This is a genomic window from Hyphomonas polymorpha PS728, assembly GCF_000685315.1.
Classification (GTDB): domain Bacteria; phylum Pseudomonadota; class Alphaproteobacteria; order Caulobacterales; family Hyphomonadaceae; genus Hyphomonas; species Hyphomonas polymorpha.
In genome coordinates, this window is record NZ_ARYM01000004.1 from 1 (window position 1) to 24,155 (window position 24,155).

The following is a 24,155-nucleotide window of genomic DNA, read 5'->3' on the forward strand; positions in this document are numbered from 1 at the left end:
CCCCCGCCGCCTCCGCCGCCGGTTAACGCCGCCCCCACCGCGCAGGCTACCGCCACACCCGCCGCACCGCAGGAAGGCCAGCCCTTCGTGCTGGACGCCTCTGCCTCGACAGACCCGGAAGGCGCCGCGCTGACCTACACCTGGAGCCAGCTTTCCGGCCCGCCCGTAACACTCGCCACGCCGAACCAGGCCGTGCTCCAGGTCACCGCCGCCGAAGTCACAGAGGATACCGAGGCAGTCTTCCGCGTCAGCGTTTCGGATGGAGATCTTTCGTCCATAGAAGATGTCTCCGTAACCTTCGAAAACATCGCGCAGACACCTGCCTTTGCTACGCCTTTGAGCCTTGTTGCTCTCGCCTCGTTCGAGGATAGGCCAATCGGTCTGATGCAGTTTTTCAGTTTTCCCGTGTTGATCACAGAAGCAGAACCAGGTGGAGAACAGAGAATTGTAGCAGTAGATTTCCGTGTGTCGAACGACACTTTAGACGTAACGCTTGCTCCTCTCCTATCGGATACATTTCCCGCTCCATCTGCAATCAGCTTCGTTAACGGCCGGTGGGGCACACAGTTCAGCGGTCTGGCTATCGCGCAGGAAGAACGCGGCGAAGTGCAGGTTTATGTAGAGGGAACGAATAATTCACGACCCCTTACCTTCGCTCAAAACTTCACTGTGGACGCGCCTTGTGCCGTGGAGATCAATTCCTCAGAGTTTTCGTTTCCCCACATCGTGATTGGGCAGCGCAATACAGGCTTTACAGTTTACCTATCATTCGCAATGCAACCAATGGAGCTTTTCCAAGTGGTAGCAAACGGTCAATCACTCTGTGGTCTGATTGTTCCAGAAGTTCCGATTGGCGGAAGCTTTCATTTTTCAAGTCCAGAGGGATATGTGCTTCGAACAATTTTGGCATTTAATTCGAACACAAACAATCTTGAAGTTTACTCTGGAAACCAGGGTTTCGACAGCCTCTCTGACCCCAACGCATATTCGCTGTCTCAAATGTCACCTGTCGCCCTCAACTCTACTACCCCCCTTAGGCTCGTCAAAGCCAAGACCTTCAGTACCGGACGGGGACCACAGGTACTCGCGCTGCTGCTGACGGATGATCAACACGAAGGCACGCACCGCTTGGTCTTGGCAGGGTTCGATGAGAACCGGAATATCGTTCAGAGAACGTATTCGTGGCCGATAGGCATCCCTAGCGATGTAATTATGGACGACCTCGATCAGAACTGGGTACCTGAAATTGTCGTCATTTCCGAGACTTCGCCTCAGGCAATTGTGTTCGGGCCTGCGGGCTTTCTACCAGGTTCCTTCCAACTACCCCCGGAAGCACCTTCATTCTTGGAGATAGGGCTCGGAGCGCGCGCTGCCCGTCAATCGCTATCTAATTGGTTTTCAGCGTCCAGCCTGGTTATTGCTTACCCGGACAAGAAGGAAGTTCGCCTTTATCAGCCACAATCTGAGTAAAAGCGAACCTCATTCTCCAAGGCGCCCTAAAGCGCCAGTTCCAGCTTGCCGTTGCAGAGGTTGGAATAGTCCTCGGCCAGCGTCAGGCTGATATGGCCCGGCGTGAAGCGGTGGGCGCCGATTTCGGCCACGGGCGTGATCTCGGCGGCAGAGCCGGTGATGAAACACTCGCTGAAGGTCGCCAGCTCGTCCGGGAAGATCGCCCGCTCGACCACTTCGATCTGCCGGGCCTTGGCCAGCGCAATCGTCGTCTGCCGGGTCAGCCCGTTGAGGAAACAGTCCGGCGTCGGCGTATGCAACACGCCATCCCGCACGAAGAAAATGTTGGCGCCCGTCGCCTCGGCAATCTGGCCGCGATAGTCCAGCATCAGCGCGTCCTGATAGCCGGCCTTCTCGGCAGCATGTTTGGAGAGGGTGCAGATCATGTAGAGGCCGGCCGCCTTGGCATGGCAGGGCGCGGTATCGGGCGCCGGGCGGCGCCATTCGGCATGGGTCAGGCGGATGCCCTTCATCTTGTCAGCGAAGTAATCGCCCCAATGCCAGACAGCCACGGCCAGGTGGATCGTGTTGTTCTGGGCCGAAACGCCCATCATCTCAGACCCGCGCCAGGCGACTGCGCGCACATAGGCGCTGTCGAGGCCGGATTTCTCCAGCGCTTCCTTCTTGGCCTTCTCCAGCTCTTCGACGCTGAACGGGATGTCAAAGCCCATGATCTTCGCCGAATTGTGCAGGCGCTTGGAATGGTCCAGCGAGCGGAAAATCTTGCCGCCATAGGCCCGCTCCCCCTCAAACACGGAGGACGCATAGTGCAGCGCATGGGTCAGCACGTGAACCTTGGTGTCCCGCCAGGGTACGAAAGACCCATCCATCCAGATGTATCCGTCACGGTCATCATAAGGGATGGCAGCCATTGAGTACGCTCCTCGCTTGCACTTTTGTTGCGGTTCGCGTTCATTTCCGACTTATGGCTCAATCCGTCAACCTGACCCGCCCATTTGACCCCCGCCTCTTCCTGACAGATCAGGAACTCGACAGGGGCGCAGGACTCCTGATTTCAGGGGCAGATGAGCTTATGCGCGCGGCAGAATCGGCCCGCAAAAAGGCCGGTCTGAGCAAGTCTGAGATGCAGATTCTCATGGCAATCCGCTACCAGCCGGGCCTTACGGTCAGCCAGTTGCGGGGCCAACTGGGCATGACGGTGCCAACTTTCGCCCGGATCATCGGCCAGCTGGACACGCGCGGGCTGATCGAGCGGGCCCGCGAAGGCTCCGATGGCCGCCGCCGCAAGCTCACCCTGTCGGACGCCGGCACCACGCTGACGACCCCGATCACGATCGAGCTGCGCGAGCGTCTGCGGGTCGCCTTCCGCGCCTGCGGGCCTGAGGCGGTCGCCGGCGCGCGCTTTCTGCTCGAAGCGCTGGTGAAATAAAGAGACCGCCATGAGCCTCAGAGATCCCGCCCATATCCTGATCGTCGATGATGACGACCGCATCCGCGACCTCACCAAGCGTTTCCTGACGCTGAAGGGCTACCGGGTGACGGGCGCGCCGGATGCTGCCGGGGCGCGCCGCCTGATGGACAACATGACCTTCGATCTCGCCGTGCTGGACATCATGATGCCAGGCGAGACCGGGCTGGAACTGCTCGAACGCATCCGGTCAGGCCCGGCCAGGGCCACGCCGGTCATGCTGCTGACAGCGCGCGGAGAGGCCCGCGACCGGATCGAGGGCCTGCGTCTGGGCGCCGACGACTATCTCGCCAAGCCGTTTGAGCCCGAAGAACTCGCCCTGCGCTGCGAGGCGATCCTGCGCCGCTCCCAAAAGCCCGCCCCTCCCCCGGAGGAGATCGAAATGTCGGGCCTCGTCTTCAATATAGAGCGGGGCGAGCTCAAGGCGGGCGACCAGCGCATCCGCCTGACAGACGCCGAAGTGCAGCTCCTGACCATCCTCGCGCGCACGCCCGGCGAAGCCATCAGCCGCGAAGACCTCGCCGAGATGACCTCGGCGGGCATGGAACGGTCGGTGGATGTGCAGGTAACCCGCCTGCGCCGCAAGATCGAACCCAATCCGAAAGAACCGATCCATATCCAGACCGTGCGGGGCATCGGCTACCGCCTGATGCCGGATTGAGCGGGTCCATGCTGCGCCTGAGAGACATCACCCCCCGCGGCCTCTATGCCCGCAGCCTGCTGATCATTCTGGCGCCGGTCCTGATCATCCTTTGCCTGATGACCTGGTATTACTATGCCAACCATATTGCCGAAGTGAACCGCAAGCTGGGACAGGGCATCGCGCGTGACGCCGCCCTGATCCGGGATGCCTGCCGCAATCCCGCCTACGGGCCCGGGGATATGGCCCGCATCCAGTATCTTCTGGAGACGGAGTTTACCTGCAGCCTCCCGCCAGGCGCCGTTCCCGACAGCGCGCTGAGGCAGAGCTTTTCCTATAACGACACGCTCAAGAGCGAACTTGCCGGGCGGCTCGGCGATGACATTGTGGTCGGCCTGATCCCGAACGATACCAAGCTGCACATTCGTTTCCCCGTTGCCGGCAAAACGGCAGAAATCGTGATGGACCGGAAACGGGCGCTGGTCATCAACTCGCACTTCTTCATTGTCTGGGTGATTTTCTTCTCCCTGCTGATGGTTGCCCTGGCGATCGGCTTTCTCAACCAGCAGGTCCGCTCCATCCTGCGCCTTTCGGAGGCGGCCCGCGCTTTCGGCCGGGGGCGGGATCTGGACGGCTTCCGCCCCTCCGGCGCCACCGAAGTGCGCGACGCGGCCCGCGCCATCATAGACATGAAAAACCGCCTCACCGCCTTTGCCGAGCAGCGCACCGCGATGCTGGCCGGTGTCAGCCATGATCTGCGCACCCCCCTCACCCGCCTGAAGCTCACCCTCGCGCTGATGCCGGAGACGGAGGATATGAAGGCCGCCGAGTCAGACCTTGATGACATGGCCATGATGCTCGACGAATATCTCGCCTTTGCACGCGGCGAGGAGGGCGACGAGCCGGGCAGCTTTGATCTGGGCGCGATGGTTCACGATATCGTGTCGGGTTTCGGGCCGCATGTCCCGGTCAGCGGCCCGCAATCGCTGAGCGTGCGGGGCCGGCCGCTGGCGCTGAAACGCGCGATCAACAACCTTGTCTCCAACGCCCTCAAATATGCCAGCCATGCCCGTGTTACCCTCGTCAACGGGCCGCACTGGGCCGAGGTGATCGTGGATGATGATGGCCCCGGCATTCCGCCTGAACGCTATGAGGAGGCCTTCCGCCCCTTCTCGCGGTTGGATGAAGCCCGCAGCCAGAATGTGTCCGGCTCGGGCCTCGGCCTGACGCTGGCGCGTGACACCGCCCGTATGCATGGCGGGGATGTGCGTCTTGCGCCCAGCCCCCTAGGCGGGCTACGCGCAATCTTAAGATTGCCGCACTAGATAAAGGCGCAAGGACGTTCATTGGAGAAACCATGACAGCCACACGCACCAAACTCGTCATCCGCAATGCCAAGCCGAAGGATATTGCGGGCATCCGTCCCCTTTATGACAAGGTTTATGGGGTCGATGATGGCTATACGGTTGACCAGATCGCCGGGCAGATCAACAAATTCCCGGACGGGCAGTTTGTCGCCGAGTTTGAAGGCCAGATCGTCGGCCACTGCGTCACCTTCGTGATCGATTCTGCCACCGCCCTTTCCCAGCATACCTGGAACGAGATCACGGGCGGAGGCTTTGCCGCCCGGCATGATCCGGAAGGCGACATGCTCTACGGCATGGATGTGATCGTCGATTCCGAATTCCGCCGTCTGCGGATCGGCCAGCGTTTCTACAAGGTCCGCCAGGATCTCTGCCAATGGCTGGAACTGAAGGGCATCGTCTTCGGTGGCCGCATGCCCGGCTATCATCGCCACCAGAAGGAATTCCCAAACCCCGCCGACTATATCGAAGCGGTCAAGGCCTCAAAGCTGCGCGATCCGGTGCTCAGCTTCCAGCTGCGCCAGGGCTTTGAGGTCGTCGGCGTGCTGAAGAATTACATGCCCGAGGACACAGACTCCTGCGGCCATGCCACCCAGATGTTCTGGCGCAATCCGCTGGAACAGGAAGCCATCAAGGCCAAACCGAGCCTGGGCGACACCTCCCTGCCCGAGCGCGTGCGCCTGGCAACCGTCCAGTTCCAGATGCGCCGCATCAACTCCATTGACGAGTTCGAGCAGCAGGTTGAGTATTTCGTCGATATCGCTTCGGATTACCGCGCAGACTTTGTGACGTTCCCGGAGCTTTTCACGCTGCAACTCCTCTCCCTGGAGAGCAAGCCGCTGGGGCCGGCAGATGCCATTGCCCGCATCTCCGAATACACCCCGCGCTTCATCGCCTTCATGGAGCGCCTGGCGGTCTCCTACAACATCAACATCATCGGCGGCTCCCATCCCTCCCGGATGCCCGATGGTGATATTCACAATGTCGCCTACATCTTCCTGCGCGATGGCTCGGTCCACACGCAGCAGAAACTTCACCCGACTCCGTCCGAGCGCACGTGGTGGAATATCAAGGGCGGCGAAGGCAATTCGGTCATCCACACCGATTGCGGCCCGATCGGCGTGATGATCTGCTATGATTCCGAATTCCCGGAAATCGCCCGCCACCTGGTCGATCAGGGCGCGCTGATCCTGTTCGTTCCCTTCTGCACCGATGAACGCCGCGGATACCTCCGTGTGCGGTATTGCAGCCAGGCCCGCGCGGTGGAAAACCAGTGCTATGTCGTCATGTCCGGCGTGGTCGGCAATCTGCCGAATGTCGAGAATATGGACATTCACTATGCGGAGAGCTGCATTCTCACGCCGTCGGACTTCCCCTTCTCCCGCGACGGGATTGCCGCGGACGTCGCGCCCAATACCGAGACGGTGGCCATCGCTGACCTCTCCCTGTCAGACCTGCTGACCGCCCGCCAGTCCGGCGCCGTGCAGAACCTGAAAGACCGGCGGTTCGATCTCTACCGGGTGGTGTGGAAGTAAGGCTCAGCCGAGCCTTGCAGCCAGCTGGTCCATGAAGCCGGCGAGTTCGAGATCCTTCTGCGTCACGCCATCGGCGTCATGCGTGGTCAGGATCACGTCCACCTTGTTATAGACGTTGAACCATTCGGGATGGTGGTCCATCTGCTCGGCCTTCAGCGCCGTGGCAGACATGAAGGCAAAAGCTGCCTTGAAGTCGGCAAAGCGATACGCCTTCGTGATGGCGTCGCGCTCGCCTTCGGCGATCTTCCAGCCCTTGAGGGCCTTGATGGCGGCGTCTGCACCGATCTTCGACATGTCCTATTCCTCTCCGTCCTGGCCGAGTACGAAATATACCCAGCGGCCTTCCGCCGAAATCGCCGTGCGCATACCGGGATAGCCTTCGCCCGCACGGATGCGGTCGATACCATCTTCGCCGATCAGTTCGCGCAGGCGGCGGCGTTCTACAAAAGTCAGTTTTTCCGGGATCAGGTCCCGCACATCCTTGGCGGCGATGTCGGGCCACACGAACCAGATCTCGCCATCAATCTCGCGCTTTCCCGGTGGCCCCTCAAACAGGTCGCGCAGCTTGCGGTTGGGGTCCACACCGGTGCGGCGCAGCAGGTCCCAGAATTCGAAATGGTCGCGCCCGCCCACATTCGACATGAAACCTTCCTGCTCGCCGGCCAGCCGCGCCAGGCTGCGCAGGGCGCCGCGTTCGGCTTCGCGCAGGATGGCGGCTTTCATCGCTTCAGCTTCCGGCGTCAGCGAGACGGGCTCAGGCGCCAGCGGCGGCCGGGTCAGGGAGTCCGAAGGCACAGGCGGGCCAGCCACGGGCGCCGCCGCCTGTTCGCCAGGCGCGCAGGCTGCCAGCAGCAGCGCCAGACAGGCGGCAAGCGTAAAGCTAGCGCACCGCATAGCCGGTTATGGCTTCCAGATCGGCCAGCAACTGTTCTTCGCTGGTCACCTTGATGGTTGCCATGCCCATTTCGCGGGCCGGCTTCAGATTGATCCCGAGATCATCGAGATAGACGCAGTGTTTCGGGTCCACATCCAGGGCTTCGCACATCAGGGCATAGATGCGCGGATCAGGCTTGCGGATGCCGAGTTTCGAGCTTTCGATCAGATGGTCGAACTGCGCGAAGACTTCTGCCAGCTGGGCGGCCTTCTCGTCATCATGGGTCATCGAGGCGCCCTTCCCGATGGGGGCGTTGTTGGTGATGCAGCCAACCTTGCCATGGCCCTTGCAGACCTTCAGCGCATTGACCACGCGCGGGCGCAGATGGCCCGAGAGAAGCCCGAGGATGTCCCGGCCGGGCACATCATGGCCCATGGCCAGGGCCTCTTCGCGGAAGAGGCCGTCGAATTCCTCGGCGCCCACCAGGCTGCGCTCGAGCTTGGCCCAGGCGTTTTCCAGCGGATTGACCGCATTGATCGAGCGGATGAAGTCCGCCGGCAGGCCCTTTTCGGCCTCATACCGGTTGAATGCCTCGAAGGGCGAGGAGGTGAACACCCCGCCGAAATCCCAGATTACTGCCTGAAAGGTACGTGTCATGACCGGCTTGCTAGCCGCTTGAGCGCAGTATTTCAAACCTTGATTTTTCCGCCGCCTCTTGCCCCGGCGCTGATGGCCGGTAGTGTCCGGCGCGAAACAGACAGGAGGAAGTTATGGGTGTTCTCGACGGCAAGGTGGTTCTGGTAACCGGCGGCGGCAACGGCATCGGCAAGGAAACGGCGCTTCTGGCCGCGCGCGAAGGCGCCAAGGTCATCGTCAACGATCTCGGCGGCGGCCTGAAAGGCGGGGATGAAGGCGATGCCGGCCCGGCCGAGGCTGTCGCAGCGGAAATCCGCGCGGCGGGCGGCGAAGCGGTCTCCAACTCCGAAAGCGTGACCGATTACACCGCCGTGGCCGGCATGGTGACGCAGGCGCTGGACACCTTTGGCCGCCTTGATTCCATCGTCAATCCGGCGGGCATCCTGCGCGACGGCATGTTCCACAAGATGAGCGAAGCCGACTGGAAGGCCGTGATCGATGTGCACCTGCACGGCTCCTACAATGTGGGCCGGGCGGCGGTGGAGTATTTCCGCGAGAATGAGCGCGGCTCCTACGTCTTCTTCACCTCCACGTCCGGCCTGATCGGCAATATCGGCCAGGCCAACTATGCCGCGGCTAAGCTCGGCATTGTCGGCCTCTCGCGCATCCTGGCCATGGAAGGGGCAGCCAAGAAAATCCGCTCCAACGTCATCGCGCCCTTTGCCTGGACACGGATGATCGCCTCGATCCCGGTGAAGGATGAAGCCAGCGCCCAGCGCGTGGAGCGCATGAAGAACGGCATGCGCGCCGATCAGGTGGCCCAGCTCGCCGTGGCCCTCTGCTCGGATCAGTCGGCAAACGTTTCCGGCCAGATCTTCGGCGTGCGCGGCAATGAAGTGATCCTGTTCGACCAGCCCCGCCCGGTGAAATCGCTGGCGCGGATGGAAGGCTGGAACCCGGAAAGCCTCATCAGCCAGGCCTTCCCGGCAATGAGCCCGGATTTCACCGATCTCGGCGCGACCTCCAGCGTGTTCCCTTACGAACCGATTTGATTTGGCCGATCTGATTTGAGAGGGGCCCTGCCCCTCTCCTGTCGTCCCGCTCGATGAACGCCGCGCCAGCGGGGTTCATCTGAGCGGACAAGCTCCGGGCGGCGTTTGCCCTATTTTTCGATCAGCCGCTCACGGATGGCATCCTGCATCTTCTCGTCCACCTTCAGCGTGTCGACAAGATAGCCATCGATGGATCCGGCCCGCTCATTGATCGTTGCGAAGGCCTTTTCCAGATAGCGCAGATGCACGCCCATGAACGGGCGGAACACTTCGGCCGGATAGTCCTTGCCCAGCATATCGTTGAAATACGCGGCCGCTTCCGGCAGGCGCGACGCCACGTCCACGGCCGTGTTGGTCAGGTCATAATCCTCGCGGATGTCGGCCTCGCTCACGCCCAGGATATGATGCGTCAGCGCGCAGAGAATGCCCGTGCGGTCCTTGCCGGCCGCGCAGTTCACCAGCCCCGCTGCATCCCCGTCGAGCGCCGCCAGATGGCCGAACCAGTCGGAGAACATCGAGGTATGATGCTCCTTGAATGGCGCAGCTTCGTAATATTCCACCATCCACTGATCGGCATCGTCCGCGCTCACCTCCATGCGGGAAAGAAAGCGGATATGCGGCGCATCTGTCTCGCGCCCGCCATCATGCGTGATGGTCACCGGCGCGGTGAAGCGCGTCTTGAATTTCTCCCGTTCATCCGGGCGCCGCAGATCGGCCTGCACATGGATGCCCAGCGCCGTCATCTTCTGCAGCTCGTCCTGCGAGGCTTCGGCATGGTGGCCGGAGCGGTAGAGCCGCCCCATCTTCACCCGCCCGCCATGGCGGCTGTCATAGCCGCCGAAATCACGGAAATTGCGGATGGTTTCAAACTTCAGGAGGCGGGGTTTTGTCGTTGTATCAGTCATGCCCACGGGGGTAGCCCGCACCCGCCCGCCCGTCCAGTGACAATCCTGTGTCCACAGCCGCTCACCCCGGGGCAAGGCCGCCCGCCTTCACCGCCTCGAAATAAGTGTTTCCGCCCTCATCACAGCAGGTTCCTCCCAGACACAGACCCTCCTCCTGCAGCAAGGCCGCATACGCCCCGTGCCCCAGGGACAGAGACCGCCGCCCCGTCAGCGAATCATCCCATTCGCATGCCTCCAGAGGCGCGCTGAACAGTAGCCGCCCGCCCGGCGCCAGCGCCGTTGCGAGGCGCGCGATCACCCGCCGCTGATCCTCTGCCGTCAGCAGGAAAAGCAGGCCCACCGCAATTACGCCGTCAAACCTGCGTTCAAACAGGGCGCCGTCCTGGGCTGCTTCGCAGGCCGCCGGGGCCTGCGGAAACCGCGCGCGAAACGCCGCCAGCAGACGCGGCGAGGCGTCCACGCCCCAGACGCCGAACCCGTCAGCGATCAACCCTTCCGCTATCGGAACACCTGATCCGCAGCCCACATCCAGGATCTGCGCGCCGGCGGGAAGGCTCGCACGCGCCCAGTCCCGCACCAGCTGCGCCCCGATGCCGGATCGCGCCGCCATGAAGTCTCCGGCAACCGCGTCCCAGCCTTCTGAACGGTCCGCTTCCACAGCCGCGCCTATTTCAGCGCAAACGCATGGGGCAAAAGCTCGGCCAGGGTGTAGCGGGCCTCTGCGCCTTCTGGGGTGAAGCAGAGGATCTCCAGGGTGCCATCGGCGGAGAATTCCGCCAGCACCTGGCGGCAGATGCCGCAGGGCGTGCCCGCGTCGGCCCCATGGGTGGCCACGGCAATGGCCCGGAAGGCCCGGTGGCCGGCCGCCACCGCGCTGAACACCGCCGTCCGCTCGGCGCAGCAGGTGGCGCCATAGGTGGCGTTTTCCACATTGCACCCGGTCACGATTTCGCCCGCGGAAGTCAGCAGCGCCGCTCCAACGCGATACTCCGAATACGGCACATAAGCCCGCCCCTGCGCAGCCAGCGCCGCCGCCTTGAGGACGTCCCAGGCGATGCTACCTGCCATCACCGGAACGGCGGCTCATCGAACGCGCGCAGTTTGCGGCTGTGGAGGGCGGCGCCGCCGTCTTCGCTGAGGCGTTCGAGTGTTTCGATCCCGATACGGATGTGTTCGCCGATGGCGCGCTCATAGAAGCGGTTGGCCGCGCCGGGCAGCTTGATCTCGCCATGCAGCGGCTTGTCGGACACGCATAGCAGCGTTCCGTAGGGCACGCGCAGGCGGAAGCCATTGGCAGCAATCGTGGCGCTTTCCATATCGATGGCCACGGCCCGGCTCTTGTTGAAGCGGCGGGCCGAGGCAGTAAAGCGCAGCTCCCAGTTCCGGTCATCCGTGGTGACCACGGTGCCGGTGCGCAGGCGTTTCTTCAGAGCTTCGCCCTTCTCGCCGGTGACCCTGGCGGCAGCTTCCTGCAGAGCCACCTGAACCTCCGCAATCGGAGGAACGGGGATTTCCGGCGGCAGCACCGTATCGAGCACATGATCTTCGCGCAGATAGGCATGGGCCAGCACATAGTCCCCTATGGACTGGGAATGGCGCAGGCCGCCGCAATGGCCCACCATCAGCCAGACCTGCGGGCGCAGGACAGCAAGGTGATCGGTGATCGTCTTGGCGTTGGAGGGGCCGACGCCAATATTCACCAGCGTGATGCCCGCGCCATTTGCCGCGCGCAAATGATAGGCCGGCATCTGGAAGCGCCGCCAGGGCGAAGCATCAATCGCCGCCCGGCTATGCTCATCCGGACGGGAAATCTCCAGCCCTCCGGGCACGGAAAGAGAGGTATAGCGTGTTTCGCCGTTCAGCTGTGTCAGCGCCCAGTCGCAGAAGGCGTCCACATAGCGGTGATAGTTCGTGAACAGCACATAATGCTGGAAATGCTCCACCGGCGTGCCGGTATAGTGCTGCAGGCGCTTCAGCGAGAAATCCACCCGCTGGGCATCGAAGAGGGCCAGCGGGCGCTCCTCGCCTGCCTCGAAGGGCTCGCCATCGGCCACCTCATCGCCGATCAGCGTCAGCTTCGGCGAAGGGAACCAGCGCACGAGCTCTGCCGGGGCAATCTCTTCCAGGCCAGCCGCCTGGGACGGATCCCAAACATAGGCATACGGAATTTCAGACGCCGAGCGCTCGACATACACGTCCACGTCATAATCCCGCATCAGCGGGGTGAGCACTTCCATCAGATAATCGCGGAAGAATTCGGGCCGCGTGATGGTGGTGATATAGATGCCCGCTTCGGAGAATTTTCCGAAGGCGCGGGAAATCGGCGGCGGGGGCCCTTCGGGATCATAGACGATGCGCAGCTGCGGATAGCAGAAGGCGCCTTCATCGCGCAGGCGCGGATTGGGCGGCGTGCCGTCATGCAGGAAGGTGTTGAGGGCGGTGGAAAGGGCGTCAACCGCCTCGGCATAAAGCGCCTCGAGCGCTTCGATAACTGTTTCTGGTTTCGCGTGTTTTGACATGGCATCCATTGGCGCGCAGCGCGGGAAAAGTCAACAACCACCCCCTTCCCCCCTCACACTACGCGCAACCGGGGGCCCAGGCCTTCGCCTATCAGGGCCCAGAGGGCCCAGACCAGGGCGTCTACCCGGTCTGGCGAGCCGGCCTCTTCGGCAGTAACAAACCGGCACATCTGATCTTCCAGCGTATCGAAATGCCCGGCATGGCTGACGCGGCCCTGCGCATACATCGCCGCGACCGGCCCTGCCCGGCCGCGCTTGCCAAGGCACGCCGTCACCAGCCGGATTTCCGGGCGCGCCTTCATAGCCATCACGGAAACGGACGGGGGACAGGCGGGGATGACCCGGCCTGTTTTGCGGCGTTTTGCGCCCTGCAGGCGGGGTAATTTTGCCCAGATTGGCGGGATTTCTGCGGACAATCCGGGGACAGAACGGGACAAATCCGGGCAGGTCAGGCACTGGCCGGGGACACGGCGGGATGCCGCCCTGCGCGGGTTGCGCCCTATACGGAGGTTATTCCGGGGGGCGCAGTTCGGCAGGGCCGGAGGGGGCCTCTTCGGCGGGGGCCGCTTCGGGCTGAGGTTCGGGCGCGGGTTCTGGTTCGGGGACCGGCTCGGCGGTGATCTCGCCGGAGGGGGCCGGCTCGCCTTCTTCTGCCGGCGGCGGGGGCGCGCGCAGGGATTCGTCGGCAGCGTTGAGAAGGTCGTTCAGCTCGTCATTGGCGTTGCGGGGCACATCCGTGCCGAGCTCTTCGGTAGGTTCGCCGAGGGCCTCCTCCCCGGTTTCGGGGGCTTCGGGCAGCTCTTCCAGCACCGGCGGGGGTTTGGGGGTTTCGCCTTTGGGACGCTCGCCCGCTGGCGGCCGGGGCGCCTCGCCGCCGAAGACGCAGGCTGCATAGCCTTCATTGGCCACGACGCGCATGCGGCCCTGGATGGAGCCGGCGCGGCGCTGGACATAAGGCCCCGGATTGACGGCTTTCCATTTGTTCGGAGACGGAAGAACAGCGGCGAGCAGCGCGGCTTCGCGCTCTGAGAGGTCAGCGGCGGATTTGCCGAAGCGGGCCTGGGCCGCAGCCTCGGCGCCGAAGAGGCCATCGCCCCATTCGGCGACATTGAGATAGACTTCCATGATGCGCCGCTTGCCCCAGACAGTCTCGATCACATAGGTCATCCAGGCTTCACCCGCCTTGCGGGGCATGCCGCCGCCATTCCAGAAGAAGACGTTCTTGGCAGTCTGCTGGCTGATGGTGGAGCCGCCACGGCGGTTGCGGTCCGGGTTTTTGGCGTTCCATTCGCGGGCCGCCTCGACGGCTTCCCAGTCAATGCCGCCATGGGTGCAGAATTTAGCGTCTTCGGCGGCAATGACGGCATGGACAAGGCGCGGGGAAATCCTGTCGAGGGGCACCCAGTCATAGCGGACATCCTGCCCGTCCAGGCCGCGCTGGGACATCAGGATTGTGCCGGGCGTGGGCGCGAAACGCAGGAGGAGCGCATAGAGATGGAACAGCAGGAAGACAGCGATACCGGCCAGCACAATGCCGACCAGGATGCGCCGCCAGAGGGGGGCCTTGCGCTTTGGCGCGGGGGCCTCCGGGGCGGGCGCCGGCGCAAACGAAGGCGGCGGGGTCAGGCTGTCGCTCATGCCGGTGTCTCATCCCATTCTGCGATCACCGTCCTATCATGCTCCGAGGGGCGGCGGCGCGCCTTTTCCTCTGCAAAGCGGGCAGGATCAAGGCGGGCGAGCGCCCAGATCGCCGCCCCGCGCACGATGGGGGCGTCGTCCTGCAGCAGCGCCAGCAGGCTGGCCGTCAGGCGGGGCTCTCCGGAATTGCCGATGGCGACGGCGACATTGCGCACGAACCGGTCACGCCCCGAGCGCTTCACCGGGGAGCCGGAGAAGACTTCGCGGAAGGCTGCGTCGTCCAGGGCGGCAAGCTCGTCCAGGCCCGGTCCTTTCAGTTCTGCGCGTGCATAGAGTGCTGCTTCAGACGCGCTGCTGGCAAATTTGTTCCAGGGACAGGCCGCCAGGCAATCATCGCAGCCATAGATGCGGTTACCCATGGCGGGGCGAAACGCCGCCGGGATGGGGCCGCCATATTCGATGGTGAGATAGGAAATGCAGCGGCGGGCATCGAGCTGGTAGGGCGCGGGGAACGCGGCGGTGGGGCAGATATCGAGGCAGGCGCGGCAGGAGCCGCAATGGTCAGCCTCCGGGGCGTCGGGGGTGAGATCTGCGCTGGTCAGCACCGTGCCGAGGAAGAACCAGGAGCCGAGCTGGCGGCTGACGAGATTGGTGTGACGGCCCTGCCAGCCGAGGCCGGCGCGCTGAGCCAGCGGCTTTTCCATCAGCGGGGCGGTGTCGACGAAGACCTTCACGTCTGCGCCGGTGACCTCAGCGACCTCTCCGGCGAGCTGTTTGAGGCGGGACTTGATGACGTCGTGATAGTCCCTCCCCCGTGCGTAGACGGAGATGTTTCCGGTGGCGGTCTCGGAGAGGGTATCGAGGGGGTTGTGATCGGGGCCGTAATTCAGGGCGACGACGAGGGCGGAGCGGGCTTCTGGCCACATGGCGGTGGGGGCGCTGCGGCGCTCCAGCGTGGTTTCCATCCACGCCATGTCGCCATGGCGGCCCAGCTCGACAAAGGTTTTCAGGCGCTCGCCCGCCGGCCAGGCCTCATCGGCGCGCGCGATGCCCGCCGCATCGAAACCGAGGGCGAGGGCCCGTTCTTTCAGCCGGGCTTCGGGGTCAGAAATCGAGCTCTGCATAATAGGATACGGGACGGGCGGCCTCGAGACGGTCAGCAAGCAGGGGCCGGAAGCTCGGCCGGGACTTGATGCGCATATACCAGGCTTTGAGGTCTGGCACGGCCTCCCACTGCACATCGCCGAAATAGTCGTAGGCGGAAAGATGGGCGGCGGCGGCGAGATCCGCCAGGGACAGGTGGCGGCCGGCGAGATTGCCGCGCGTTTCGGTGAGGGCGTTGAGATAGGTCAGCCGGCCGCGCAGGGCATGGGCGCCGCGGCGCAGCCTGTCGGAATCAGGCTGGCGGCCGCGATGGGTCCATTGGGTGACGCGCTCGGAGAGGAGATTGTCGGTCACCTCCTCCATGCCAGCCTCCACCCAGGCCCACAGGCGGCGCGCCTCGGCGCGTTCGGAGAGATCATCGGGCAGCAGCGCGGGCACCGGGCGGACTTCCTCGAAATGCTCGCAGATGGCGCGCGTTCCGCAGGCAGCAAAGCGGGGGCTGGTGCCATGGGTGGACACCACGGCCGGGGCGACGGCGCCGGGCGCGATCGAGGCAATGTCGAGCTCCGGCGCCCAGGGGCGGGAAGGCACGGCCTCGAAGGGCTCGCCTTTTTCAGCGAGCACGAGCCGCACCATGCGTCCGGCGGGATCAAGGGGCCAGTGATACAATCGAAGCATGTTCCAGACTGTGGATAACATGCGTAAACGTTGTATGGAGCCGGCGCCCTTTCTTCCGGATTTTTTCCCTAACGACCCATGAACTGGCGCACCGCGTCAGTTGAGAGCGCAAATTTGGCGAAGGACCATTCGCGATCCTTGCCGAGCGCGCCGAGGGTGGCCAGGAGTTGTTTGCGCCCTTCGCTACGCGTCTCGAGCCAGGCCTCCACGCCGCCCGCCGAGAGCGCCTCTTCCGACACGCTGGCCTGCAGGCGCACGAGTTCGGAGATGAGGCGGCGGCCGGCGACACGGTCCCAATAGGGCGCATGGGCGAGGCCCTCGCGCGCCGAGGTGCGCAGGCGGTCGAGCCGCAGGGCATCGCCCACCTGATAGAAGGTGGCGCCGGCCTCGGCGACCTTGCGGCCGGAATGGGCGGCGATGTCGGTGACGACGAGGCCCTGGGCAAAATAGTTCATCGCCGAGGCCCAGCGGGCGAGCGCTTCAGGGGCGCCGCGCTTCATGAAGGCGCGGGCCGACCGCTCGATCCGCGCGGCGGGATAGGCCGTCTGGATGCTGCTGAGGGCGGCTTTCAGCTCGTTCAGCGGGGCATAGGTGAGGCTGACGGCATCCCCGGTGGACTTATCCGGCAGCACACGGATGAACCAGGCGGCGGCCTCGCTGACGGCCTGCACGGCCTCGATCTGAAGCTCCGTCTGCAGATCAGCGGCGACCTTGTTGTCCAGCGCGAAGACTTCCTTGCGGAAGCCGGCGATATCCAGCACGGCGCGGGCCGCCTCGACGCCGCGGATGACGGCGGCGGGCGCCGCCCCGGTGAGTTCCCGCAGGCGCTGGATGGCGACGGGGCCGCCCAGATCCAGGCTGCGGTTGGCGATGATCGTGGCGATGATCTCGCGGCGCAGGCGGTGATTGGCAAGGGCCTCGCCGAAGCCATCGATCGGGCTGGGGAAGTAGCCTTTGAGCACTTCGGCAAACCACGGATCATCCGGCAGATCGGACGCGACGATATCATCGAAGAGGACGATCTTCGACCAGGCGAGCAGCACGGCGAGTTCCGGCCGGGTGAGCGGGCGGCCTTCGGCGGCGCGGGCCTGCATCTCCTGGGTGGAGGGGAGCCCTTCGAGCGGACGGTTGAGCACGCCGCGCTCTTCCAGATAGACCATCACCCGCTCGAGCGCTTCATGGTCTTCGGAGGCGGTGGCCTCTGCCAGGGTCAGCGTGTTGGTCTGGTCATAGTTATGCGTGAGCACGAGGCGGGCGACATCATCGGTCATCTGCGCCAGCATCGGGTTGCGGTCTGCCTCCTTCAGGGCGCCGAGGCGGATAGCCTCCGCGGCGAGGATCTTGATGTTCACTTCGTGGTCGGACGAATCCACACCGGCCGAGTTGTCGATGGCATCGGTGTTGAGGCGCCCGCCGGCAAGGGCGAACTCGATCCGGGCGGCCTGGGTCATGCCGAGATTGGCCCCTTCCCCGATGACCTTGGCCTTCAGATCCCGGCCATTGACGCGCACGCCGTCATTGGCGCGGTCGCCGACATCGGCGTGGCTTTCATGGGCAGCCTTCACATAGGTGCCGATGCCGCCGAACCATAGGAGATCTGCCTCTGCCTTGAGCAGCGCGTTGATCAGCTCGTCCGGGGTGACGACATCCTTGCTGATACCGGCGAGCGACTTGATCTCCGGCGTCAGCGTGATCGACTTGGCCGAGCGCTCGAAGATGCCGCCGCCCTTGGAGATGAGCTTTGTGTTGTAGTCTGCCCAGCTTGAGCGCGGCAGGGCGAACATGCGTTCGCGCTCGGCCAGGTTTTTCTTCGCGTCGCCCGGATTGGGGTCGAGGAAGATGTGCATGTGGTTGAAGGCGGCCACGAGGCGGATTTCCGGCGACAGCAGCATGCCATTGCCGAACACATCGCCCGACATGTCGCCCACGCCGATGACGGTGAAGGGCTCGGTCTGGATGTCGCGGCCCATTTCGCGGAAGTGGCGCTTGACCGCTTCCCAGGCACCGCGCGCGGTGATGCCCATTTTCTTGTGGTCATACCCGGCCGAGCCGCCCGAGGCGAAGGCGTCGCCCAGCCAGTGGCCCTTTTCAAGGCTGATGGCGTTGGCGGTGTCGGAGAAGGTAGCGGTGCCCTTGTCGGCGGCGACCACGAGATAGGGGTCTTCCCCATCCCAGATGACCGTACGCGGAGGATGCACGACCTTGCCTTCGATGATGTTGTCGGTGACGCCGAGCAGCGCGGTGATGAACTGCTTGTAGGCGTCGCGCCCGCTTTCAAACCAGGCGTCGCGGTCTGACCGGTCGGCGAGCTGTTTGGGATAGAAGCCGCCCTTGGAGCCGACCGGCACGATGACGGCGTTCTTCACCTGCTGGGCCTTGACGAGGCCGAGGACTTCGGTGCGGTAATCCGACGGGCGGTCTGACCAGCGCAGGCCGCCGCGCGCCACCGGGCCGAAGCGCAGGTGGACGCCCTCCACTTTCGGGCTGTGCATGAAGATTTCGCGGAAGGGTTTGGGCTCGGGCAGGTCTGCCAGCTCGCGGCTGGCCACCTTGAAGCTGATGAAGGGGCGGACGCCGCCAGTCTCGTCTTCCTGGTAGAAGTTCGTACGCTGAATGGCTTCGACGAGGTGGAACAGCCGGCGCAGGACGATATCGTCTGCCAGGCTGACGACATCCTTCATCGCGTCTTCAAACCTGGCCACCAACGCGGCCTGCGCCTTCTTGCGCGCGTCCAGGGACTTGTGCGCCTCCGGATCAAAGCGGGCGGCGAAAAGATCAAGCAGCAGGCGGGTGACGGCGGGGTAGCGGGCGAGCGCGGCTTCCTGGACTTCCTGAGGCTGGTCAAGGCCGCTCTGGCGGCGATAGGAGGCGAGCGCGCGGATCAGCGCGGCCTGACGCCAGCTTGCCCCGGCCACCAGCACCAGCTTGTTGAAGCCATCATTTTCGGCGCTGCCGCCCCAGACGGCCAGGAAGGCCTGCTCGAAGGCATGGGCGATGTTTTCCAGCGCGAGGGCCGAGCCATCGGCGGTCTGCATCGACAGGGAGTGGATCCAGTAGACATCGGGAGCATCCTCGACAGGCTTCGTCAGAGGGCGGACGGGATAACCGGTCTCGAAATCCACAAAGAGGCCGAGATTCTCGAACACGGGCACGCAGCGGGACAGCGGGATGGAGCCGGTGCGGGTGTAGATTTTCACACGCACCTTGGAAGGATCATCCGTTTCCAGCCGGTAGGCCCGCGCCACGATGGGCTTGCCGGCGCTGAGGGCGGCCATGCAGGTGACATCCGACAGGGCTTCTTCCGGGGGGAAGGCTTCGCGGTAGGCGGCGTTGAAGGCGCCGATGAAGCTGCGCGCCCCTTCCCGGTCTGCGCCGGTCAGGCCCGAACTCATCAGCAGGTCACGGAAGCCCTGGTCCCAGGTGCGCGCCAGCTCGATGATGCGGCGCTCGATGTCTTCCGGGTCGGGCTCGGGATGATCCGGGCGCAGCGCAATCTCGAAATGCACGCGGGCGAGCGGGCCGGAATCGAAATAGGGCTGGAAGCTTTTCAGGTCGCCCTTGTAGGCCTCGGTCAGCAGCGCGCCGATGCGCTGGCGCAGGGCGGTGTCATAGGATTCGCGCGGCACAAAGACGAGCGCGGTGACGAACCGGTCAAACTCGTCGCGGCGCAGGAAGACGCGGGTGCGCGGGCGGCCGATGAGATGCAGCGCGCCCATGATCATCGGGCCCAGGATGGTCGAGCGGGTCTGGAAGAGCTCGTCACGCGGCCAGGTCTCGATCAGGTTGGCGAGGGCCTTTTCGGTGTGGCCGCCAGGGGCAGCGCCCGACGCGGTCATGATCTTCTGCACGCGGCGGCGCACGAAGGGAATGGAGCGAGCCGTCTCGTCATAGGCCTCGGCCGTGAAGAGGCCGAGGAAGCGAACCTCGCCGTTGACGCGGCCTTCCTCGTCATACTTCTTCACGCCGATATAGTCGCACGGCACGCGGCGGTGGACCCGGCTCGGCAGGGTCGATTTGGCGATGATCAGCGGCACGGGCGATTGCAGGAACTCCCCGATCTCGCGCGTCAGCACGAGGGGCTCGCTGTCGCGGCTGAGGACATTGAGGTTTTCGTCGCGCAGGATGCCGAGATTGGAGCCTTCGACCATCAGCGGCTCGGCTGGCACGACCCGGCCTTTCGCGTCGGTTTCGAAGTCATACTCGCGCGCGCCGAGGAAGACGAAATGTTCCCGCGAGAGCCATTCGAGGAAGGCGACCGCCTCATCCCGCTCCGCAGACTGAATATGCGGCAGGCCGGAGATGCGTTTCATCTCGGCCCGCATCCGGGCGCGCATGGCGGCGTGGTCGGACACGGCGCGTTCGACATCGGCGAGGGTGGCGCGCACCCCCTCTTCCAGCAGCTTTGCCTCTTTCGAGGTGAGCAGCGCGGTGTGAACCTGGATGATCGAGACCATCCGCCCATCGGCCATGGTGACGACAGGGTGGAACAGGGTTTTCACCTCATGGCCCTGGGCGGCGCATTCCCCGAGCAGCGAATCAACAAGGAACGGCATGTCCGGCCCGGTGACCTGTAGCAGGCTGCGCGGCAGGGGCCCGCTGGCGCCTTCGGCTTTCACGGAAACGTGAACCGCGCGCGCGCCTGCCGGAACATCCTCGGCCCATTCCCACAGGCGCTTGGCCATCGCCTGGATGTCTGCCTCACTCAGGCCGGAGACATCCTCCCGGGCAGCTTCCTGTAGAATCTGATCGAGAACCTGGCTGGCAGGTCCGTGGGCGGTGGTGGAACGGGGCATGGAAACGACTCTTGCTCGAAAACCGGTCAAACACCGGGTCTACCCGCCCTAAGGGAAGGCATCAAGAAACATGTTCCGAATGAAACGGTTGTGCAGATTCAGGAAGCTGGGGAGACGGGCCCGAAAACAAGCGGGCCCGCCAGACGGGGACATGTCCGGCGGGCCCTACAGGCAAATTCCGCAGGCTGGGTGGGGGGACGCACGCGGAAGCCTGATCTTGTTTTATGTTGTTTGTGACGGCGGCAAATCAACTACAATCCGACGCCACAAACGTTAATTTTCAGTAGTGCGGCAAACCGGAATCAATTGCCATACAGCCTAAACCCGGTCCGCATGTAACATTTCAATGGCGGGTTGGCTAGCCCGCCCGTCAGTCAGATTGCTTCCCCTTCTTTCAGCGCGCCGCCCTTGGGTTTGCCATCTGCCGACAGCAGGATGGCGATCCATCTTGTGTGCGGGGACTGGGCAAAGAGAATCATCATCAGCACAGTCAGCGGGGCGGACAGAAACATGCCGGGAATGCCCCAGATGACGCCCCATATGGCCAGCGCCAGCAGAACCACGAGGGCCGAGAGGTTAAGCGAATCACCCATCATTCGCGGCTGCACGAAATTGCCGATCGAGAACTGCCAGAAGCTGACCACCGCAAAGACGATGGCGGCATAGATGTAGGATTCCTGCAGCGCCACATCGGGTACCCATCCGGGTACCCCAGGCTGGACCAGGGCAAACAGCGGCGGCACCATCGCTGCGACAATAGAGCCCACGGTCGGGATATAGTTCAGCACGAAGATCAGCGCCGAGAGGAACAAGGCATTCTGCACGCCCAGTGCCAATAGCGAGATATAGGTGAGCAGAGTGATCAGCGCGGAGATGACCGTCTGCGTCCAGAGGTATTTCTCGATGGCGAGGCGGGCGTCATTGCCGATCCGGCGGACCGCTTCGCGGCGCTGCGGCTCAGGGAAGATGTTGTCGAGCTTCTGGGTCCACATCGACTGGGCGGTGAACAGGAAGGCGACATAGATCAGGATCAGCACGATATCGCCGGACAGACCGCTGACGGAATTGGCGATGGTGGCGAAGAAGCGCTGGCCGCCCTGGTCGAACACCAGATGGGTGAGCGTCGGGGCGTCCTGCAGATGGGCAACGGAATAGATATCGGCAATCAGGCCGTTGATCTTCTCTTCATAGTCTGCGCCGTCGCGGCCAAACTCGGCCACGCCATTGGCCATCAGCGCGATGAAGCCGACAAAGCCGCCCACCACCAGCAACACCGCCAGGATACGCGCCAGGCCAATATGGATGGTGCGCGAGGCATTGTTGATGACGGTGCCGAAGCCCTCGATGATCAGGAAGAGGAAGACGGCCATGGCGAAGGTGGCCAGGATATCCCGGCCCAGATAGAGAAGCGCGATGATCACGCCTGTGGCGATGATCCAGATGCCGGTCTTGGTGGCGCTGCCCATTTACTGCTCCGATTGAATGTGAGCCGTCAGGGTGGGGCGGCGCCCCTTCCCCGTCAAGCGGGAGAAACCTGCGCGGCATAGCTTGCTGAAATCTGCGGAACAGCTAGCCTCATCGCCTTGATTTCAGACCATATCAGCAAGGGGCGGCGGCATGAGCGAGACAATCTTCCTGGGGGGCGCAGACGCCGATGGCGCCGGCACGCCGGACGACGCCCAGTCGCTGATCCTGAAAGTGGCCAACCGGCATGGCCTGGTTGCCGGCGCCACCGGCACCGGCAAGACCGTGACCCTGCAGGTGATGGCGCAGGCCTTTGCCGATGCCGGCGTTCCGGTGTTCGCTGCCGATGTGAAAGGCGACCTTTCGGGCATCGCCTTTCCCGGCACGGAAACCCACAAGGCGCATGCCTCCTTCACCAGCCGGGCGGAAGCCATCGGCATGGGCCCGCTAAGCTATCATCCCGCGCCGGTGATCTTCTGGGACGTGTTCGGCGAGAAGGGCCACCCCATCCGCGCCACGATTGCCGAGATGGGCCCGGTGCTGCTCTCGCGCCTGATGGGGCTGACCGCCGTGCAGGAAGGCATTCTCAACATTGCCTTTCAGTATGCGGACGACCGCTGCGTGGATGACCCCGATTTCCGCATTCTGGACCTGAAGGACCTGCGCAAGCTGCTGGCGCATCTGGGCGAGCCTGGCATCCGCGAGGAGGTGAGCCGCAAGTATGGCAATGTGGCGCCCGCTTCGCTGGCCGCCGTGCAGCGTGAATTGCTGGTGCTGGAGCGCGCCGGGGCGGAGAGCTTTTTCGGCGAGCCGGCACTGGAGCTGGCAGACTTCATGCGCACGACCCGTGACGGGCGCGGCTATGTGAACATTCTGGACGCGACCAAGCTGATTAACAGCCCGAAACTCTATTCCACCTTCCTGCTGTGGCTGCTGTCGGAACTGTTCGAGCAGCTGCCCGAGATTGGCGACCCGGAAAAACCGCGCCTCGTCTTCTTCTTCGACGAGGCCCATCTTCTGTTCACGGACACTCCGCCTGCCCTGCTGCAGAAGATCGAGCAGGTGGTGCGCCTTATCCGCTCGAAAGGGGTGGGGGTGTATTTCGTGACGCAGAACCCGCGCGATGTGCCCGAAAGCGTGCTGGCCCAGCTTGGCAACCGGGTGCAGCACGCGCTGCGCGCTTATACGCCGATGGAGCAGAAAGCGGTGAAGTCTGCCGCGGCCTCCTTCCGGCCCAACCCTGCCTTCAAGACCGAGACCGTGATCACCGAGCTCGGCGTGGGCGAAGCGCTGGTTTCAACCCTCGACGCCAAGGGCACGCCATCTGTCGTGCAGCGCACGCTGATCCGCCCGCCTGCCTCGCGCCTTGGCCCGGTGACCGATGCCGAGCGCGCCGAGATCAACAAGGCAAGCCCGCTCTTTGGCCGGTATGACAAGATGGTGGACCGGGAGTCTGCCTATGAAATCCTGACCAAGAAGGAAGCCGAAGCCGCCAAGGTTGCCGAGAAGGCCAGGCTGGCGGCAGAGAAGGAAAAGGAAGCGACCGCCAAGGCCAAGACCGCTGCCAAGGCCCCGGCCAAGGGGCGCGCCACCACAGCCAGCCGCTCGCGCCGGATGACGCCCACCGAGCGCGCCACCAACACCGCCGCCACCACAATCAGCCGCGAAGTTACCCGCTACATCCTGCGCGGCATTTTCGGGAACATGAAAAAGAAATGAGACAGATCGCGCTCGCCCTTGCCGCCGCTGCCGTGCTTTCCGCCTGCGCCAGCGCCCCGAATGATGGCTGGACCGCCCGGGAGGGGGCCATGCCCTACGAATCCGCCCGCGCCGCCTGCCAGCAGATCAGCTATGGCATCCAGGTGAACTACATCAATTGCATGGCCGGACGCGGCTGGGTGAAGACGAAGAAGTAAGCGGCGCAGCCCTCCCCCCGCGTCAGGAGTGGCGAAACGGGCACACCTCTCCTATAGTCAAGGGGATGGCTCAATAAGCTGCGCCCAAGGGAGGCCCTA

Annotated in this window: 22 protein-coding genes; 8 read left to right on the forward strand and 14 right to left on the reverse strand. The window is 63.9% G+C overall.

Annotated elements, in window-relative coordinates; all coding sequences use genetic code 11:
• On the forward strand, positions 1-1,470 hold a 1,470-nt coding region (locus HPO_RS20700; protein ID WP_035594909.1), incomplete at its 5' end, for a PKD domain-containing protein.
• A gap of 26 nt (positions 1,471-1,496) precedes the next feature.
• Here HPO_RS20700 and HPO_RS04095 read toward each other — a convergent pair.
• Positions 1,497-2,381, reverse strand: a complete 885-nt coding sequence (locus HPO_RS04095; protein ID WP_035594912.1) for a branched-chain amino acid aminotransferase — start codon at positions 2,379-2,381, stop codon at positions 1,497-1,499.
• Between the two features lie 161 nt (positions 2,382-2,542).
• Between HPO_RS04095 and HPO_RS04100 the strand changes: the two genes are divergently transcribed.
• From HPO_RS04100 to HPO_RS04115, 4 genes are read left to right on the forward strand one after another with little or no spacing between them, the layout of a single operon-like run.
• Positions 2,543-2,899, forward strand: coding sequence for a MarR family winged helix-turn-helix transcriptional regulator (locus tag HPO_RS04100; protein ID WP_277813426.1), 357 nt, complete (start codon positions 2,543-2,545; stop codon positions 2,897-2,899).
• Between the two features lie 10 nt (positions 2,900-2,909).
• On the forward strand, positions 2,910-3,599 hold the full coding sequence (locus tag HPO_RS04105) for a response regulator (protein ID WP_035594915.1): 690 nt from the start codon (positions 2,910-2,912) through the stop codon (positions 3,597-3,599).
• An 8-nt stretch (positions 3,600-3,607) separates the two neighbouring features.
• Entirely contained in the window at positions 3,608-4,903 is a 1,296-nt protein-coding gene (locus tag HPO_RS04110) for an ATP-binding protein (protein WP_035594918.1), read from the forward strand.
• Between the two features lie 32 nt (positions 4,904-4,935).
• Complete coding sequence (locus tag HPO_RS04115) at positions 4,936-6,477, forward strand: carbon-nitrogen hydrolase family protein (RefSeq protein ID WP_035594920.1); 1,542 nt, start codon at positions 4,936-4,938, stop codon at positions 6,475-6,477.
• 3 nt (positions 6,478-6,480) lie between these two features.
• Here HPO_RS04115 and HPO_RS04120 read toward each other — a convergent pair whose 3' ends face one another.
• From HPO_RS04120 to HPO_RS04130, 3 genes are read right to left on the reverse strand one after another with little or no spacing between them, the layout of a single operon-like run.
• Positions 6,481-6,771: a 4a-hydroxytetrahydrobiopterin dehydratase gene (locus HPO_RS04120; RefSeq protein ID WP_035594923.1), complete on the reverse strand. Its 291-nt coding sequence runs from the start codon at positions 6,769-6,771 to the stop codon at positions 6,481-6,483.
• A gap of 3 nt (positions 6,772-6,774) precedes the next feature.
• A complete protein-coding gene (locus tag HPO_RS04125; RefSeq protein ID WP_035594925.1) occupies positions 6,775-7,371 on the reverse strand; it encodes a hypothetical protein in 597 nt (198 codons plus the stop codon).
• On the reverse strand, positions 7,358-8,008 hold the full coding sequence (locus HPO_RS04130) for an HAD-IA family hydrolase (protein WP_035594928.1): 651 nt from the start codon (positions 8,006-8,008) through the stop codon (positions 7,358-7,360). Before HPO_RS04130 ends, HPO_RS04125 begins: the two co-directional genes overlap by 14 nt.
• A 113-nt stretch (positions 8,009-8,121) precedes the next feature.
• On the opposite strand from HPO_RS04130, the gene HPO_RS04135 reads away from it, so the two are divergent.
• Positions 8,122-9,039 carry an SDR family NAD(P)-dependent oxidoreductase gene (locus HPO_RS04135; RefSeq protein WP_035594931.1) on the forward strand — a complete coding sequence of 306 codons (918 nt, stop codon included), beginning with the start codon at positions 8,122-8,124 and terminating at the stop codon, positions 9,037-9,039.
• Between the two features lie 110 nt (positions 9,040-9,149).
• Here the strand turns inward: HPO_RS04135 and HPO_RS04140 are convergent, their stop codons facing one another.
• The 10 genes from HPO_RS04140 to HPO_RS04185 all read right to left on the reverse strand — a co-directional run bounded on the left by HPO_RS04140 (position 9,150) and on the right by HPO_RS04185 (position 22,142).
• Positions 9,150-9,944 (reverse strand): tyrosine-protein phosphatase, encoded by a 795-nt coding sequence (locus HPO_RS04140; RefSeq protein ID WP_035594934.1) that lies wholly within the window; start codon positions 9,942-9,944, stop codon positions 9,150-9,152.
• A gap of 61 nt (positions 9,945-10,005) precedes the next feature.
• Positions 10,006-10,554, reverse strand: coding sequence for a class I SAM-dependent methyltransferase (locus HPO_RS04145; protein WP_051612316.1), 549 nt, complete (start codon positions 10,552-10,554; stop codon positions 10,006-10,008).
• Between the two features lie 56 nt (positions 10,555-10,610).
• A complete protein-coding gene (gene cdd, locus HPO_RS04150) occupies positions 10,611-11,012 on the reverse strand; it encodes a cytidine deaminase (protein ID WP_035594939.1) in 402 nt (133 codons plus the stop codon).
• Entirely contained in the window at positions 11,012-12,463 is a 1,452-nt protein-coding gene (locus tag HPO_RS04155) for an AMP nucleosidase (protein WP_035595342.1), read from the reverse strand. Before HPO_RS04155 ends, cdd begins: the two co-directional genes overlap by 1 nt.
• 53 nt (positions 12,464-12,516) lie before the next feature.
• Complete coding sequence (locus tag HPO_RS04160; protein WP_157532655.1) at positions 12,517-12,771, reverse strand: phage terminase large subunit family protein; 255 nt, start codon at positions 12,769-12,771, stop codon at positions 12,517-12,519.
• 202 nt (positions 12,772-12,973) lie between these two features.
• Positions 12,974-14,101 (reverse strand): monofunctional biosynthetic peptidoglycan transglycosylase, encoded by a 1,128-nt coding sequence (mtgA, locus tag HPO_RS20180; protein ID WP_084324140.1) that lies wholly within the window; start codon positions 14,099-14,101, stop codon positions 12,974-12,976.
• Entirely contained in the window at positions 14,098-15,225 is a 1,128-nt protein-coding gene (gene queG / locus HPO_RS04170) for a tRNA epoxyqueuosine(34) reductase QueG (protein WP_051612260.1), read from the reverse strand. The genes mtgA and queG overlap by 4 nt, the downstream gene beginning before the upstream one ends.
• Positions 15,206-15,883 carry a glutathione S-transferase family protein gene (locus tag HPO_RS04175; RefSeq protein ID WP_035595348.1) on the reverse strand — a complete coding sequence of 226 codons (678 nt, stop codon included), beginning with the start codon at positions 15,881-15,883 and terminating at the stop codon, positions 15,206-15,208. The genes queG and HPO_RS04175 overlap by 20 nt, the downstream gene beginning before the upstream one ends.
• 68 nt (positions 15,884-15,951) lie before the next feature.
• Positions 15,952-20,676, reverse strand: coding sequence for an NAD-glutamate dehydrogenase (locus HPO_RS04180; protein ID WP_035594947.1), 4,725 nt, complete (start codon positions 20,674-20,676; stop codon positions 15,952-15,954).
• 374 nt (positions 20,677-21,050) lie between these two features.
• Positions 21,051-22,142, reverse strand: a complete 1,092-nt coding sequence (locus HPO_RS04185) for an AI-2E family transporter (RefSeq protein ID WP_035594950.1) — start codon at positions 22,140-22,142, stop codon at positions 21,051-21,053.
• Positions 22,143-22,293: 151 nt separating this feature from the next.
• Between HPO_RS04185 and HPO_RS04190 the strand changes: the two genes are divergently transcribed.
• A complete protein-coding gene (locus HPO_RS04190; protein WP_035594953.1) occupies positions 22,294-23,859 on the forward strand; it encodes a helicase HerA-like domain-containing protein in 1,566 nt (521 codons plus the stop codon).
• On the forward strand, positions 23,856-24,056 hold the full coding sequence (locus HPO_RS04195; RefSeq protein WP_035594956.1) for a hypothetical protein: 201 nt from the start codon (positions 23,856-23,858) through the stop codon (positions 24,054-24,056). Before HPO_RS04190 ends, HPO_RS04195 begins: the two co-directional genes overlap by 4 nt.
• Positions 24,057-24,155: the final 99 nt, after the last annotated feature.

Excerpts from the sequence above, each read along its gene's own strand:
- HPO_RS04095 (WP_035594912.1), bottom strand. The coding sequence starts at position 2,381 with ATGGCTGCCATCCCTTATGATGACCGTGACGGATACATCTGGATGGAT.
- HPO_RS04100 (WP_277813426.1), top strand. The coding sequence starts at position 2,543 with ATGCGCGCGGCAGAATCGGCCCGCAAAAAGGCCGGTCTGAGCAAGTCT.
- HPO_RS04105 (WP_035594915.1), top strand. The coding sequence starts at position 2,910 with ATGAGCCTCAGAGATCCCGCCCATATCCTGATCGTCGATGATGACGAC.
- HPO_RS04110 (WP_035594918.1), top strand. The coding sequence starts at position 3,608 with ATGCTGCGCCTGAGAGACATCACCCCCCGCGGCCTCTATGCCCGCAGC.
- HPO_RS04115 (WP_035594920.1), top strand. The coding sequence starts at position 4,936 with ATGACAGCCACACGCACCAAACTCGTCATCCGCAATGCCAAGCCGAAG.
- HPO_RS04120 (WP_035594923.1), bottom strand. The coding sequence starts at position 6,771 with ATGTCGAAGATCGGTGCAGACGCCGCCATCAAGGCCCTCAAGGGCTGG.
- HPO_RS04125 (WP_035594925.1), bottom strand. The coding sequence starts at position 7,371 with ATGCGGTGCGCTAGCTTTACGCTTGCCGCCTGTCTGGCGCTGCTGCTG.
- HPO_RS04130 (WP_035594928.1), bottom strand. The coding sequence starts at position 8,008 with ATGACACGTACCTTTCAGGCAGTAATCTGGGATTTCGGCGGGGTGTTC.
- HPO_RS04135 (WP_035594931.1), top strand. The coding sequence starts at position 8,122 with ATGGGTGTTCTCGACGGCAAGGTGGTTCTGGTAACCGGCGGCGGCAAC.
- HPO_RS04140 (WP_035594934.1), bottom strand. The coding sequence starts at position 9,944 with ATGACTGATACAACGACAAAACCCCGCCTCCTGAAGTTTGAAACCATC.
- HPO_RS04145 (WP_051612316.1), bottom strand. The coding sequence starts at position 10,554 with ATGGCGGCGCGATCCGGCATCGGGGCGCAGCTGGTGCGGGACTGGGCG.
- cdd (WP_035594939.1), bottom strand. The coding sequence starts at position 11,012 with ATGGCAGGTAGCATCGCCTGGGACGTCCTCAAGGCGGCGGCGCTGGCT.
- HPO_RS04155 (WP_035595342.1), bottom strand. The coding sequence starts at position 12,463 with ATGTCAAAACACGCGAAACCAGAAACAGTTATCGAAGCGCTCGAGGCG.
- HPO_RS04160 (WP_157532655.1), bottom strand. The coding sequence starts at position 12,771 with ATGGCTATGAAGGCGCGCCCGGAAATCCGGCTGGTGACGGCGTGCCTT.
- mtgA (WP_084324140.1), bottom strand. The coding sequence starts at position 14,101 with ATGAGCGACAGCCTGACCCCGCCGCCTTCGTTTGCGCCGGCGCCCGCC.
- queG (WP_051612260.1), bottom strand. The coding sequence starts at position 15,225 with ATGCAGAGCTCGATTTCTGACCCCGAAGCCCGGCTGAAAGAACGGGCC.
- HPO_RS04175 (WP_035595348.1), bottom strand. The coding sequence starts at position 15,883 with ATGCTTCGATTGTATCACTGGCCCCTTGATCCCGCCGGACGCATGGTG.
- HPO_RS04180 (WP_035594947.1), bottom strand. The coding sequence starts at position 20,676 with ATGCCCCGTTCCACCACCGCCCACGGACCTGCCAGCCAGGTTCTCGAT.
- HPO_RS04185 (WP_035594950.1), bottom strand. The coding sequence starts at position 22,142 with ATGGGCAGCGCCACCAAGACCGGCATCTGGATCATCGCCACAGGCGTG.
- HPO_RS04190 (WP_035594953.1), top strand. The coding sequence starts at position 22,294 with ATGAGCGAGACAATCTTCCTGGGGGGCGCAGACGCCGATGGCGCCGGC.
- HPO_RS04195 (WP_035594956.1), top strand. The coding sequence starts at position 23,856 with ATGAGACAGATCGCGCTCGCCCTTGCCGCCGCTGCCGTGCTTTCCGCC.